The following is a 14425-nucleotide window of genomic DNA, read 5'->3' on the forward strand; positions in this document are numbered from 1 at the left end:
ACACCAACGTGCTGGTGGGCTACGAGTTCCAAAAAGGGACAGCCACCGTATACGACCTCTCCGGAAGGCAGCTGCAGCACTTCGACATTACCGACCGCACCGTGCCCGTTGACCTGGGAGGAATGCCCGAAGGGATCTACATCATCGAGATACGCACAAACGTGCAGAACGACTCCGTCAAGGTCGTAAAAGCCATAAACAAACAATAAAAATACACTACACATGAAAAAAATATATGCACTTTTGGCAATAGGGCTGGGAATGGCAGCCCAGGCCCAGGAACTGCCGGCCACGCTGGAATACGGCTCGGGAAGTCTACCAAAAGAAACCTCGTCTATGTTCAAGTTCGACGACGTGCCGGTGAGCCTCTACACGGGCGTGCCCGACGTGTCCATACCCCTACTATCGCTACCTACCCGCAGCAAGGACATTTCCATTGACATGACATACAATTACCACCCTTCAGGAAGCGGATGGAATATCACCCATGGTGGGGTTATCACCCGTGTCATCGAAAACTCCTCTTTTGAATTTAGGACCAACGAATCTGGATTCGCCAACAACACTAGGATTTCCAGTGATGTATACAAGTTTAGCTTCATGGGGCATTCCGGATCATTTGTCCTAAAGAAACAGCCCGACAACACTCTCGTCCCGTCAATATTATTTAACAAAGGTCAGTACATAAAAATAGATGTGGACTATAATCCCACTACCTATTTCATAAACTCTTTTACAGCCTACGACACCAAGGGATATAAGTTTGTCTTTGGCGTATATGACAAAAACATCACTACTATTCCTGGCCTAAGCATGACGAAAGAGACCCGAACTAGTTTCAGATTAACAGCCATATATGACAACAACGGGCAGAAACTTGCTGGGATCACCTATACCGAAAAGTTCCAACAGGATCCGGGCTCAAGTAAAAAGGAATACATCAACATAACGTCCATAGTAGAGTCAGAAGGCTTCGGAAAGGCTCAATTCACCTATTCGCCACTATATGAAGGAAGAAAGGTAGACGAAATTACCCTTTCAGACCTTAATACGAATGTGGTCAAGAGGATCGATTTCAGGGATTCCGAAAAACTGGTATTCAGAGATGTTGCACAGGCCAAGAATGAGGAGTACCGTTTCTACTACAGCGACGGGATATACGGAAACTACGATGCCGAACGCGGCCTACATCGTATCGACAAGTTCGGCTATCCAAATTTTATTCCCTTTCATCTCTATGAAGGCAGCTACATGGATGAAGGGGCATATATCACCAATTCCGTCAATCCGAATATAATTACCAGAGGGGTCTTGGAAAAGATAGGGCTACCTACTGGAGGATCAATATTGTATGAATACGAATCAAACACCTATTCCTACTTTCAGGGAACATCCATCTCAGAATTCCTGATAGGAAATACATTCCAGGAGGATCCCGATTTCTATTACAACTATTGGGACTATGAGACCACGTTTGCATATAACCATATCGTTGAGGAAATAAAAAGAGGCAGCATGGGAATGCTTTCCTTCTTTGATGTGGATGGGGTCGGACCGCAGACGATCCACATATCCGTCAGACCCAGACAATATTACAGCAACCTTAGCCTTACATGGGTCTATCCTCCTGTAAATATATCCGGACCAGGTTCAAGTTTCCCTCATTACAGGCCATACAATCTCGAAAATTACGGTTATGGCAGGGGGTTTGTGCTTAATCCAGGACGACATACAATACAGGTGGGCAATTTCACAGAACAGGGCGATGGTGCCGATTATATCATAAGCCGTATCCGCAGGAACCCGGATGTCAAGAAATGGAAGTACGGTGGAGGAAGGCGCATCAAGAAGATCGCCTACTTCGACACGAATGCCCCGGCCGATCTTTTCAGAAAGGGTCCCGGCTTTTATCCACAGGAATACGTGCCCGTAAAGGAAACCTATTATTCCTACAACCTGTTTAACGAGCCTAACCGAAGCAGCGGAAATCTGGTGGCCGACAGCTATGAAGGCTTTTCCGACAAGTATGGCCAAGTGGAATTCGTCGGCTACAGCAACGTTACGGTGACCGACAGTGGAAACAACGGGAAGACAGAATATACCTTCACTTCCGCTTTTGACTATCCCAACGGCTTAGTCGGCACAGGGGAAAGTCAATCCTCAGACTACAAGCGTGGCCTGTTGAAAAACAGGAGGGACTATGACAGGAATGGTGCCGTAGTACAAAGCACAAACTACGAGTACATCTTCTTTGATGAGAACTACCAGGTAAGCTATTTTGATAATAGAACTGTCGTGGATAGAACAGGAAAGTCAAGGCTTTTGGCAGAGTCTACTACTTCCTACCCTACCAACTCAACCCCGATTTCAAAAATCACGGTATACGATTACTATAATGATATCAACCGAAACCTTGAGTCAAAAACGGCCACCTCTTCAGCCGGTGAAGCCCTCAAGTCCAAATACTATTACCATACGGGTAACTCGACATTGTCAAAGAACAGGATCTCCATAATCGAGAAGGTCGAAGACTACAGGAACGGAAGCCTTATCAATACCAGCAAGACGGACTATTCCAACAACTGGCCCGATAACGTGTCTTGGTTGCCCTCTGCAGTTTCCGCCTCAACGGGAAGCACGCCGCTTGTCACCAAGGCAAGATTTAACCGCTACGACAAGAACAGCAACCTGCTCGAAAACGAGCAGTCCAACGGAACGAAGACGAGCTACATATGGGGCTATAACAATACACAGATAGTTGCCAAGATAGAAAACATGGCCTATGCAAGTATTCCTCAAAGCCTTATCGACGAGATAAAGACAGCCACAAACAGCGGAACGGAAACCACGGTGCTGCAGAAGCTTGACTTGCTACGCAGCAGCCCGGCACTGGCTGGTGCGATGCTGACTACTTATACCTACAGGCCGCTGGTGGGAGTAACCACAGTGACAGACCCGAAAGGCGACAGAGTTACCTATGAGTACGACTCCTTCGGAAGGCCCAAGGCCGTTAAGGACAAAAGCGGCAATACCCTTGCCGAGAACCAATACAATTACAGACCCTAAACCATGACAGCCATGATACAAAATATAAAGATACTCAGGGCATGCCTGTTGCTGGCCCTAGCGCCTGCCGCCGCAATGGCACAGACCGCCACGCAGAACTACACGAAAACGACCACTTACAGGGAAGCCGGAAACGGAAGGCCTGCAGCCTCCATCACCTATTTTGACGGGCTCGGACGCCCCATACAGCAGCTGGCACACCAGATGTCCCCTTCAGGCAAAGATATCGTGACCCACATCGAATACGATGCCTCAGGAAAGAAGGCAAAGGAATTTCTACCTTACCCAAGCCAGTCAGTCCCGTTAGGATACGACCCCAATGCCGCAACGGAAGTCTCCACATTTTATGCCTCTCCCTCTCTGGCAAGGACCGGAAACCCTAATTTTGAGGCCACTGGAAATCCCTACACAGAGAAGCAGTTCGAGGCATCTCCCTTGGGACGTGTCCTGAAACAGGCAGCGCCTGGAAGCACATGGAAGATGCCAGAATCACCTACCGACACCGACCATACCATACGCACCGAATACCTTTCCAATTCGGCTATCGATGCCGTAAAGCTCTACAAGGCCACAAACGGCATTCTTTCAGGAGGCTATTACCCCGCTTCGCTATCCCAGCAAGGAACCTATCCTGCAGGAGCGCTATACAAGACCTTGGTAAAGGATGAGAACTGGACCATTTCTTCCGGCAACAGCCATACCATGCAGGAATTCAAGAACAAGGAAGGACAGATTGTCTTAAAAAGGGTCTGGGGTTCATCCATCGTAAACAATGTGTCTACCGAAGGCTGGCACGACACCTATTACGTCTATGACAATTACGGGAACCTGGCCTTCGTGCTACCCCCATTATCTGACGGGAGCGGAAGCCAGGCTGACCTGAACGGGCTCTGTTACCAGTACCGCTACGACGAACGCAAAAGGCTCGTGGAAAAGAGGCTTCCCGGAAAGCAGTGGGAGTTCATCGTCTATGACAATCTTGACCGAATCATAGCTACAGGGCCAGCCCGTTCGCCTTTCAATAATATGGCAGGTGCTGTCGGGTGGCTGTTTACCAAATACGATGCCTTCGGACGCATCGCCTATACCGGATGGATGCAGGCTAATGTGACCAGCTTGAACAGGAATACCCTGCAGGCTGATCGGAATGCCCAAACAACCAACCTGAGCGAGGCCAAGACGGTTTCCGACAATAGTGTCAGCGGGGTAACATTCCGATATACCAACCAGACATGGCCTACAGGTTCCGGATGGCATATCCTTTCCGTAAATTACTATGACAACTATGATTTTCCAGGTGCACCCACTGGCTTTGCTGATGTGGAAGGACAGCCCGTATACTACAACCTTTCGGTACTTCCAAAAGGCCTGCCAACAGGTTCCTGGACAAGGGTCCTTGAAGTCCCTGCCGTCGTTAACGGGGAGCTTTCCTACACCTTATACGATTATAAGGCAAGGCCTATACGTACCCATATGCTTAACCATATGGGAGGCTATACCCAGGCGGATGCAAAACTTAACTTTTCAGGAAAGATACTCTATACGGTAACCGGGCACAAGCGTACGGGTTCAGATTCGCCTATTATCGTAAGAGAGGACTTCACCTATAGCAGCCAGGACCGACTTCTCACCCGCAGCCAAAAGATCGGGAACAGGGCAGCAGAACTACTGTCGCAAAACACCTATGATGAGCTGGGGCAGCTCATCTCCAAGAAGACGGGCGGATCCGCCCTTGTTGCACCACTGCAGAAGGTTGACTATGCCTATAACGTGCGTGGATGGCTCAAGGAAATCAACGATACGGGAGCACTCGCTAAGCAAGGAGACCCTGCAGACTTGTTCGCCTTTAAGATAAACTATGAGAATCCGCTGGCGGCACAGCCTCAGTTCAACGGGAACATATCCGAGACCTATTGGAGGACGGCTAACGACAACATACTTCGCAGGTATGCCTACCAGTTCGACAGTATGGGACGCCTGACATCTGCCTCCTACCACAAGCCTGAAAGCGTGTCGGCTCCTGATTCTTACAAGGAGAGCCAGCAGTACGACAAGAACGGGAACATAAGGAAGCTCCAACGCTTCGGGGAGTTTGACGATGCCATAACCGCCATGATGGTCGATGACTTGGATTATACCTACCAAGCCAATTCCAACAAGATCGCCAAGGTCACCGATCATACCGGCAGCCCTGCCGGCTTTAGGGACGACATTCAAGACACTAATGACTCAGAAGACGATTACAATTACGACTCGAGCGGAAACATGACTTTCGACCAGAACAAGAACATCGACCAGATTGTATACAACCACCTCAACCTGCCGATAAGGATCAGCTTTGCGGAAGGTGCTGCGACCATCGAGTACCTTTACAATGCCGGAGGGAAAAAACTGAGGAAGACCGTGACCGAGAGCCCTAATGTCAAAACACAGGAATACCTGGACGGTTTCGACTATGCCAACGGCACGTTGGAAGCCATACATACGGCCGAAGGCTATGTGAAGGCGACAAGCGACGGGACAAGGCCCGCTTTCAACTACATCTACAACTATAAGGATCATCTGGGCAACATCAGGCTCAGCTACACCAAGGACCCGGTATCGGAGCAGGTGGTCATCATAGAAGAGAATAACTATTACCCGTTCGGGCTCACCCACAAGAACTACAATACCACCAAAAGGATGTACGACAGGATGGGCGGCGGAGTCATAGAATTCTGCCCGGGCTGCCCGTTACCGTACTCCTACAACTACAAGTTCAACGGAAAGGAATTCCAGGAGGAGCTTGGGCTGAACGTGACGGCCATGGACTTCAGGCAGTATGACAATGCGCTTGGAAGATTTAATGGAATGGATGCATTGGCCGAAATACAGTATTCGCGGACACCCTATCATTTCGGCTATGGAAATCCTGTATATTGGACAGACCCTAGTGGTCTATTAAGCGATACCTTTATCCGCAGTATTTGGGATAACAGCGCTTCTACTGGATGGACATACTGGAACAACAGTTTTACTGGTTATTTTTCTGATAATCATGGCAAGGGCACAGTTGATACTGACACAGGAATATTTACTCCGTCAGTTTCTCTTGATGAAGTTGAAGTAACTTTGTACCGAGGCAATACAATAGGTGCTAGTTATATATTACAAGAGCATGTTTATGACAAAAGCAAATATTATGAACAATTACGTAGTGAGAGAAATGAAAAACGTTGGAGAGATTTTGCAGGAGGATTACAAAATACTGGAGATTTAATCTCAGCTGCAGGATTTCTTATATCTGTTACTGGTGTAGGCTTACCTCTTGGGGGGGCGCTTATGTCACTTGGAGGAGTTGTATCTGGAATTGGTACTGGTATAGAAATCGCAACTGATATATCGTATGACAAGTTCAGCGTAAGTAAAACTATTGTTAAAGCTTCTTTACAAGTGCTTCCATCGGCTTATAACAAAATAGTTCCTAATAGCGCTTTTGAAATGGATAATGCGCTTATTGAAATGGGTTCTACGGCATCCGATAAATGGATTGACTATACAAACGAATTAAATTCAAAAAGAGGACAAAGATGAAAAATGAAAGTATAATTGGACTAGTGTTAGGTGCAGTTCTATTTCTATTTATAATATATTATATATATAGAACAGACAAAAACCACAAAAAAAATAATACAAAAAACTACTATACAATTTCTCTGAGCTTTAGAATATACTTAATCGCAATAATTGGACTTATAGGTTGTATAATTTCCATTTTTAGAAAAATTTACAATTCTTGATTGACTTAATGTAGATTTTAAAATTTAAAATTATGCAGAAAACTGCTTTTTGCCTCATGGGTAATGGATCAAATTATGGCATCTACTAAATTTTAAAATTAAATTATTGAAAAACAGTGTTTAGTGTAAAAACTAAATGCTGTTTTTTGTTAAATGGTAATCATGTAAATTCTGATGGACTTTCGAATTCAAAATTGCAAAACTAAAATTTGAATTAACATCAAAACCATTTATAACTGGGACATCGGAAGATGTCCCAGTTTTTTTTAAACAATTCAATCAAATGGCAATATACCATACTATTAGTCAAGCATGCTCAAAAAACAGGATAAAGCAAGACCTTATCTTATCATAAAACGCCCTATACTATATAAAATCTCAAGTATTCCAATACACACAGCTACTTTAAAATAAAATACAGCCACTAAGACTCCTAAAATTTCATCAAAAACATAAAAACACCAGTACTGTTACGTCAAAGCGTATATATTGCTTATTTTTATAGCCCTAAAAACGAAAAACAGCTATGAAAAAAATCCAAACTTTATTACTTGCATTAGCCTCTACAACGCTATGGGCGCAACAGACTATTTCCTTTGAAACTTCTGAAGGATATCAGCCCGGTACCCTTCACCAACAAAATGGCTGGGAAGTCACAGAAGGTTCCGACGGCTATATTGCCAATCAAACCGTGAGTAACGAAGCCGCTTCAACGGGTAGTTATTCTTTTAAGAATGCTTATGAGCCTAGCTTTGACTGGCAATATTTCCCAATATTTGGTGCTTCCAAAATATTTGACTCTCCTAAGAGCTATAACAATTTTACTATTTCTTATGATGTGATGGCTTCAGCAAAATTGGGTTCCGATTTTGAGTTTACACTATTCGCTATTGACAGTAACGAAGAATATGTACCTGTTGCAGGCGTAGGAATTGAAAACAGAGGATTCATCTATCTAATCAAGAATGTTGACTATGGTTTTGATTATGCCGTTACAGAATGGGCTCCGAACCAATGGGTTAATATTAAAATTGAAGTTACTGCCAGTGAAATCAAATACTATATTAATAATACGCTTGAAAAAACTATTGCCAACTATACAGAGCTTAATATCGTAGGGTTTAATATGCTCCACAACAATTATGGCAACAATGCTTTTTATGATAATTTCGTAATTACAAGTGAAAATCTGGGCACAAAACCTTTTGAGGCAATTTCTTATTCTGTATATCCAAATCCGGCCCAAGACATAGTTTCTATAGAATTACCAGCTAATACTACACTATCTGGAGCTTCTATTTATAATATAGCCGGACAAAAAGTGATGCAGACTGAAGCCAGCCAGACTATCAATGTGAGTTCACTTTCTGCCGGAACTTATTTCCTAAAAGGACTTACAACCGACGGAGCTTCTTTCACAAAAAAACTTATAAAAAAATAAATTATTAAAACGCCGGATTATTGTCCGGCGTTTTTGTTCTTACAAAGAAATGAAGACGATTATTTAAAAGAGAATTCTATTTCAATAATTAGTAACTATCTACATTAACCTTGCGGGTTCCATAAACCGCTTGCCGCAATCTCTTTTACATATTCTGAAAAATCCTTTGGTTTTCGTCCCAAGGCTTCCTCGATTCCATGGCTTATGGAGGCATTTCTCCCGTCTAGTACTTCAGTAAAAAGATAGGTAGACAAATCGATATACTCTTTCGGGATTTGATAGGCAGCCATTTGAGCAACATATTCTTCTATTGAAGGCTGTTCATAAACAATTGTCCTGCCTGTTGCATCAGAAATTTCAGCAACCGCTTCTCTAAAGCTCAACAATTTGGAGCCTGTCACTTCGTAGAGTTTTCCATCGTGTCCTTCTTCGGTAAGCGATGCAACAACTACATCAGCAATATCATCAGCATCAATAAAAGGTTCTTTTACATCTCCTACAGGCAAAGAAACATGCCCTTGCAAAATAGGATCCAGGAAAAAGCTCTCGCTAAAATTCTGGCTGAACCAGCTGGCCCTTACAATAGTCCATTTCAAGCCGCTTTCCATGATGATTTTCTCGCATACTTCGGCTTCTTTTTCACCTCGACCCGAAAGAAGTACCAGCTTTTCAACACCCGCTTCTTTTGCTAATATTGAAAGCAACCGTATCGCATCATCTGAACCTTCTACAGCCAAATCAGGCTGAAAAGTAATATATATGCTGCTGACACCTTTCAATACTTCTTTCCAGTTTTCTGAATATTCCCAGTCGAATTTAGGAACCGCTGAACGGGAGCCTTTTCGGACTGGCAAATTAAGTTTTTCCAATCGTTCCACTACCCGACTTCCTGTTTTTCCGTTTGCGCCTAATACTAAAATCTGTTTTGTTTCCATTATGTTTCTATTTTTAAACAAAGCTAGACACCTGAATTACGTTAAAATAGAACAGAACCGACAGCATTATTATTTTTTACATACTCACTCCAAAGTACACCTCTAATCACTCCTCTTTTTTTGTAAATTAGCTTGGCCTAAAAAACAACTCCATGACCCAGCACGACATTGCAAAATTCCGGCTGCTATCACAGCAAATTACCAAACCGGAGCTAAAATCTGCCCCAGAAATGGTGGCCTATTTTGGAGCCATTCAAGGACAAGAATATGCCCAAACAAAATGGTCACTAGGCATACGGATACCGCATTTGAATGATGTCGATATTGAGAAAGACCTCAACGAAGGCAGAATTTTAAGAACGCACCTTCTACGACCTACCTGGCATTTTGTAGCACCAGAAGATATTCGATGGATGTTGATGCTGACAGGCCCTAGAGTGGAAGCAATAAATGCTTACATGTACCGAAAGATGGAATTGGATAGCACCACTTTTAACCAATGCAATACGATCATGCAGCGTGCCCTTGAAGGTGGAAAACATCTGACCCGTGAAGCATTGAGCCAGGAATTTCTAAAAAACAACATACAAGCAGATGGCACTCGCTTAGTCTGCATCATGATGAAGGCTGAACTCGAAGGATTAATTTGCAGTGGCGCCAGACAAGGCAATCAGTTTACCTATGCTCTGCTTGAAGAAAGAGTTTCGCTAGTCACGAAAAAAGACCGAGATGAGGCACTAGCCGAACTTTCCCAACGTTATTTTATCAGCCATGGTCCAGCAACAGCCAAAGATTTTTCAACCTGGTCAGGATTAAGTCTCACCGACTGTAAAAAAGGAATCGAAATGGTCAAAGCACAACTGGCAGAGGAAAAAATAGAATCCGAAACCTATTATTTCTCTCCAAAATTAAATCTGGATATGGGAAGCTTCGGGCAATTACAATTGCTTCCTGTTTATGATGAAATGATTATGGGATATAAAAACAGGGATGCATTGATGCAGCACCGAAATTCCGTACAACCCGGAAAAAGACTCCGATATGATAATACTCTGCTATTTGACGGACAGGTTATCGGTTCCTGGAGAAGAAAAATAAAACCAAAAGTAATTGATCTCGAATATGAATTTCTTGAACAACCAGACAAAAAGCAAGAATCCGAATTTGAAAAAGCCTTACTTCGCTTTGAAGAATTTTATGGCCTGACCATTAATACAATTAATAACTCCAAATAATTTTATGAAATCCTTTTTAACGCTATTATTTTCCTTTGCAATTACCTATTTTTCTTTTGCACAAAAAACAAATCCGAAAACCGAGCCTTTTGTTTTGGGCCGAATTGAAAAAATCAAATCAAATGTTTTGAATGAAACCCGAACACTGAACATTTATATTCCTGACAGCTATAATAAAAATCCAAAAACTGCTTATCCTATTATTTATCTTCTGGATGGTTCTGCCAACGAAGATTTTATTCATGTTACCGGGCTCGTACAATTTCTTACTATGATTCAAAAAATGCCTGAATCAATTATTGTCGGAATAGCCAATATCGATAGAAAAAGAGACTTCACGTTTCCAACAACCAATGCCCAGGACAAAAAAGATTTCCCAACTACGGGTCATTCTGAAAAATTTCTGAGTTTTGTCGAAAAAGAACTGATTCCATACATCAAAAAACAATACCGCACCAGTACTTCAACAATTTCCGGCCAGTCGCTAGGCGGGCTTTTTGTGACGGAAACACTTCTTAAAAAACCAGACCTTTTTGACAATTATATCATTATAAGCCCAAGTCTATGGTGGGATGACGAATCTTTATTGGTTAAAGCCCCAGAATTATTAGCAAAAAAGAGAGACAAAAAAATTCAGGTGTTTGTAGCTGTTGGTGCCGAAGGAAAACAAATGGAAGACGATGCTTTTCAGCTTTCGGAAATTCTGGCAAAATCAAATGACAATCTTGTTTCTTCCTTTGTAAAAATGTCAGAAGAAAATCATCTTACTATACTGCACAATTGTCTGTACAAAGCACTTGAAACAATAAACAAACCACAATAATATTACAATTCCAATATTTACTGAATATGTACACTCCTCAGCACTATAAAAACGAAAACATTAATGAAGTCCGGGAATTTATTAAGGCCAACAGCTTTGGTATATTGGTTAGTCAGACTAAGGGAAGGCTGTGGGGAACTCATATTCCGATGGAACTTGATTTTGATGAAAATGGCACCGCTATCCTGTATAGCCATATCTCTAAAGCCAATCCGCAATGGGAAAATTTTGCTTCTGGCGAAGAAGTTCTGGCAATTTTCCACGGACCACATAGTTATGTCTCTTCTTCATGGTACGAAAAGGAAGATGTGCCTACCTGGAATTATATCGCTGTGCATGCTTATGGAAAAGCACAGATTATTGAAGGTGCAGAATTAATGGATTCGCTGAAAAAATTAGTCGACACATATGAACATGCTTCAGAACATCCGGTTTCGGTAGAAAATCTTTCTGAAAAAACGATGCGACAGGTCAACGGGATTGTAGGTTTCAAAATCATTATTTCAGAAATCCAGGCAACTTATAAATTATCCCAAACCCGAAAAGACACAGATTTTCATACTATTGTCAATCAACTGGAAAGCAGTCCTGATTTTATGTCAAAGGCTACTGCCGAAGCCATGAAACAATCCAGAGAAAAAGAATAATCCCGCAAGTTTCGGGTTTCAGGACGCAGAGGCTCTCACTAGCTTTGTATCATAAATTTCAAAGAAATGAATGAGCAAGAACACATCAATTATATTCGGATAGCAGAAGCCATCGAATATATCCGTGAAAATTTTAAAGACCAGCCCAACTTAGATGATGTGGCTGCAAAGGTACATCTGAGTCCTTTCCATTTTCAGCGCCTTTTTACGGAATGGGCCGGTGTCAGTCCTAAGAAATTCCTGCAATACATCAGCGTTGAGCATGCAAAACACATGCTAAAAGAAAAAGAAACGACATTGTTTGACGCTGCTTACGAAACGGGATTATCAGGTACTGGAAGATTACACGACCTTTTTATCAAGATTGAAGGAATGACACCCGGAGAATTTAAAAACGGCGGCGAAAATCTTTCTATCAACTATAGCTATGCCGAAAGTCCGTTTGGCAATATTATCGTGGCATCAACACCAAAAGGCATATGCTATATGGCTTTTTCTGAAAATGAAGACCAGTCCTTATCTGACCTGAAAAGCCATTTCCCTAATGCAATTCTTAAACAAAAGCTTGATCTTATACAACAAAATGCTTTGTATATTTTCACGCATGATTGGGATAAGCTCCATCAGGTAAAACTGCATCTGAAAGGAACCGACTTCCAGTTGAAAGTTTGGGAAACCTTGCTAAAAATTCCAATGGGAGAATTAGCTACCTATGGCAAGATTGCCGAAAAAATCCATAAACCGAGAGCCTCCCGAGCAGTTGGAACAGCAATTGGAAACAATCCAGTAGCTTTCCTGATTCCTTGTCATCGTGTCATTCAATCCAGCGGACATTTTGGAGGCTATATGTGGGGCAATACCCGAAAAACAGCTATTATCGGATGGGAAGCTGCACAATCACATGCTTCAAAACTATAAGCCATGGAAAACATACACGAAAGATTTACAGCACTTGATTGGGCTGCATTTAACGATGAAATGAATGAAAAAGGATATGCCATCATTCCTAAGCTGATTACAGAACAGCAGTGCAATGAACTGATTAAAAATTATGACAATCCTTCTGGCTATCGAAAAACCGTTGTTATGGAACGTTATCGTTTTGGTTTAGGGGAATATAAATATTTTAATTATCCGCTTCCTGACCTGATTCAAAACATACGAGAAAATCTCTATCCAAAATTAGCTCCAATTGCTAATTTATGGATGAAAGTGCTGAACATAAATTCCCGTTTTCCGTCTCATTTTAAGGAACTGCAAGCACTTTGCCATGCAAATAACCAATTAAAACCAACGGTATTGATTTTGAAATATGGCAAAGGCGGACATAATACGTTACATCAGGATTTATATGGAGATATCTTTTTTCCGATGCAGACCGTGCTTTTTTTAGACAATCCGGATGAAGATTATACTGGAGGCGAATTTGTATTAACGCAACAGACACCAAGAGCGCAATCTAAAGCAATTGTCTTAAAGCCTAAAAAAGGCGATGCATTGGTATTCACTACTAATTTTAGACCTGTCAAGGGTTCCAAAGGCTATTACAGAGTGAACATGAAACATGGTGTAAGCGAACTCCATTCGGGGAAACGACATACGCTTGGCATTATTTTTCACGATGCCTTAAGTTGATTATGACAATACACGAACAGATTACAGATGTCTTGCTCCGCAGAAAAATAATGCGGAAGGAAATCACATTGGGAGGAAATAAGAAGTTGAAAATTTACGGTACCTTGCACTGCCAGTCTGGAAAAAGAATGCTGCGAAAGAATAGGGTTTTCTTCAACTCTGAAGAAGAAGCTTTGCAAAATGGCTACAGGCCTTGTGGTCACTGCCTTTCAGAAAAATATAAAATCTGGAAAACTAAAAACAGTAATGGATTTATTTAACGATGACATAACAGCCAATCTGTTACCTTATGATGGAACCGTAGTTTACTATGGAAAAGTCATGAATCATGCCCAGGCGCAACTGTATTTGGAAAGATTGCTTAACGATATTGAATGGAAAAATGACGAAGCCATCATTTTTGGAAAGCTTATCATTACCAAAAGAAAAGTGGCCTGGTATGGCGACAGCGATTACCTGTATACATATTCCAATACTACCAAACAAGCACTGCCGTGGACGAAAGAGTTATTGGAATTGAAAAAATTGGCCGAAGAAATTTCAGGGACATCCTTTAATTCCTGCCTTTTGAATTTATATCATGATGGAAACGAAGGCATGGCCTATCATAGCGATGATGAGAAATCTTTGGGTAAAAACACGACTATCGCTTCACTAAGCTTTGGTGCAGAACGAAAATTTTCATTCAAGCACAAACAGACAAAAGATACGGTTTCTGTACAATTGGAACACGGAAGTCTGCTGGTGATGAAAGACGAAACCCAAAGCCACTGGTTGCACCGCCTGCCGCCATCAAAAAAAATAATACGACCAAGAGTCAATCTGACATTCCGGACGATTGTTTTATAAAATTAAAAAGGAAGA

At 42.2% G+C, this 14425-nt stretch carries 12 protein-coding genes; 11 read left to right on the plus strand and 1 reads right to left on the minus strand.

Annotated elements, in window-relative coordinates:
* From FJA49_RS02710 to FJA49_RS02725, 4 genes are all read left to right on the plus strand, one after another.
* Positions 1-209, plus strand: a 209-nt coding sequence (locus FJA49_RS02710; protein ID WP_139997643.1) for a T9SS type A sorting domain-containing protein, incomplete at its 5' end; no start/stop codon positions are given.
* 13 nt (positions 210-222) lie between these two features.
* On the plus strand, positions 223-3066 hold the full coding sequence (locus FJA49_RS02715) for an RHS repeat domain-containing protein (RefSeq protein WP_139998601.1): 2844 nt from the start codon (positions 223-225) through the stop codon (positions 3064-3066).
* 12 nt (positions 3067-3078) lie between these two features.
* Complete coding sequence (locus FJA49_RS02720; RefSeq protein ID WP_158629437.1) at positions 3079-6639, plus strand: DUF6443 domain-containing protein; 3561 nt, start codon at positions 3079-3081, stop codon at positions 6637-6639.
* Positions 6640-7371: 732 nt separating this feature from the next.
* Entirely contained in the window at positions 7372-8286 is a 915-nt protein-coding gene (locus tag FJA49_RS02725) for a T9SS type A sorting domain-containing protein (RefSeq protein ID WP_139998605.1), read from the plus strand.
* Between the two features lie 104 nt (positions 8287-8390).
* On the opposite strand, the gene FJA49_RS02730 is transcribed toward FJA49_RS02725, so the two are convergent.
* Positions 8391-9221 carry an NmrA family NAD(P)-binding protein gene (locus FJA49_RS02730; RefSeq protein WP_139998607.1) on the minus strand — a complete coding sequence of 277 codons (831 nt, stop codon included), beginning with the start codon at positions 9219-9221 and terminating at the stop codon, positions 8391-8393.
* A gap of 152 nt (positions 9222-9373) precedes the next feature.
* Between FJA49_RS02730 and FJA49_RS02735 the strand changes: the two genes are divergently transcribed.
* The 7 genes from FJA49_RS02735 (at position 9374) to FJA49_RS02765 (ending at position 14410) form a co-directional block, all read left to right on the plus strand.
* Positions 9374-10456, plus strand: a complete 1083-nt coding sequence (locus FJA49_RS02735) for a winged helix DNA-binding domain-containing protein (protein WP_139998609.1) — start codon at positions 9374-9376, stop codon at positions 10454-10456.
* 4 nt (positions 10457-10460) lie between these two features.
* Entirely contained in the window at positions 10461-11279 is an 819-nt protein-coding gene (locus FJA49_RS02740; RefSeq protein WP_139998611.1) for an alpha/beta hydrolase, read from the plus strand.
* Positions 11280-11305: 26 nt separating this feature from the next.
* The gene (locus FJA49_RS02745) at positions 11306-11926 is read left to right on the plus strand and encodes an FMN-binding negative transcriptional regulator (RefSeq protein WP_139998613.1); all 621 of its coding nucleotides are present in this window, start codon (positions 11306-11308) and stop codon (positions 11924-11926) included.
* A 66-nt stretch (positions 11927-11992) separates the two neighbouring features.
* Complete coding sequence (locus FJA49_RS02750) at positions 11993-12844, plus strand: bifunctional helix-turn-helix domain-containing protein/methylated-DNA--[protein]-cysteine S-methyltransferase (RefSeq protein WP_139998616.1); 852 nt, start codon at positions 11993-11995, stop codon at positions 12842-12844.
* A 3-nt stretch (positions 12845-12847) separates the two neighbouring features.
* The gene (locus FJA49_RS02755) at positions 12848-13561 is read left to right on the plus strand and encodes a 2OG-Fe(II) oxygenase (RefSeq protein ID WP_139998618.1); all 714 of its coding nucleotides are present in this window, start codon (positions 12848-12850) and stop codon (positions 13559-13561) included.
* Between the two features lie 2 nt (positions 13562-13563).
* The gene (locus tag FJA49_RS02760; RefSeq protein WP_139998620.1) at positions 13564-13821 is read left to right on the plus strand and encodes an Ada metal-binding domain-containing protein; all 258 of its coding nucleotides are present in this window, start codon (positions 13564-13566) and stop codon (positions 13819-13821) included.
* Positions 13808-14410, plus strand: a complete 603-nt coding sequence (locus FJA49_RS02765; RefSeq protein WP_139998622.1) for an alpha-ketoglutarate-dependent dioxygenase AlkB family protein — start codon at positions 13808-13810, stop codon at positions 14408-14410. Before FJA49_RS02760 ends, FJA49_RS02765 begins: the two co-directional genes overlap by 14 nt.
* Positions 14411-14425: the final 15 nt, after the last annotated feature.

Source organism: Flavobacterium microcysteis (assembly GCF_006385255.1).
GTDB lineage: Bacteria > Bacteroidota > Bacteroidia > Flavobacteriales > Flavobacteriaceae > Flavobacterium > Flavobacterium microcysteis.

Coding starts and splice junctions, on each gene's coding strand:
- FJA49_RS02745 (WP_139998613.1), top strand. CDS start 11,306: ATGTACACTCCTCAGCACTATAAAAACGAAAACATTAATGAAGTCCGG.
- FJA49_RS02740 (WP_139998611.1), top strand. CDS start 10,461: ATGAAATCCTTTTTAACGCTATTATTTTCCTTTGCAATTACCTATTTT.
- FJA49_RS02765 (WP_139998622.1), top strand. CDS start 13,808: ATGGATTTATTTAACGATGACATAACAGCCAATCTGTTACCTTATGAT.
- FJA49_RS02755 (WP_139998618.1), top strand. CDS start 12,848: ATGGAAAACATACACGAAAGATTTACAGCACTTGATTGGGCTGCATTT.
- FJA49_RS02730 (WP_139998607.1), bottom strand. CDS start 9,221: ATGGAAACAAAACAGATTTTAGTATTAGGCGCAAACGGAAAAACAGGA.
- FJA49_RS02720 (WP_158629437.1), top strand. CDS start 3,079: ATGATACAAAATATAAAGATACTCAGGGCATGCCTGTTGCTGGCCCTA.
- FJA49_RS02760 (WP_139998620.1), top strand. CDS start 13,564: ATGACAATACACGAACAGATTACAGATGTCTTGCTCCGCAGAAAAATA.
- FJA49_RS02725 (WP_139998605.1), top strand. CDS start 7,372: ATGAAAAAAATCCAAACTTTATTACTTGCATTAGCCTCTACAACGCTA.
- FJA49_RS02750 (WP_139998616.1), top strand. CDS start 11,993: ATGAATGAGCAAGAACACATCAATTATATTCGGATAGCAGAAGCCATC.
- FJA49_RS02715 (WP_139998601.1), top strand. CDS start 223: ATGAAAAAAATATATGCACTTTTGGCAATAGGGCTGGGAATGGCAGCC.
- FJA49_RS02735 (WP_139998609.1), top strand. CDS start 9,374: ATGACCCAGCACGACATTGCAAAATTCCGGCTGCTATCACAGCAAATT.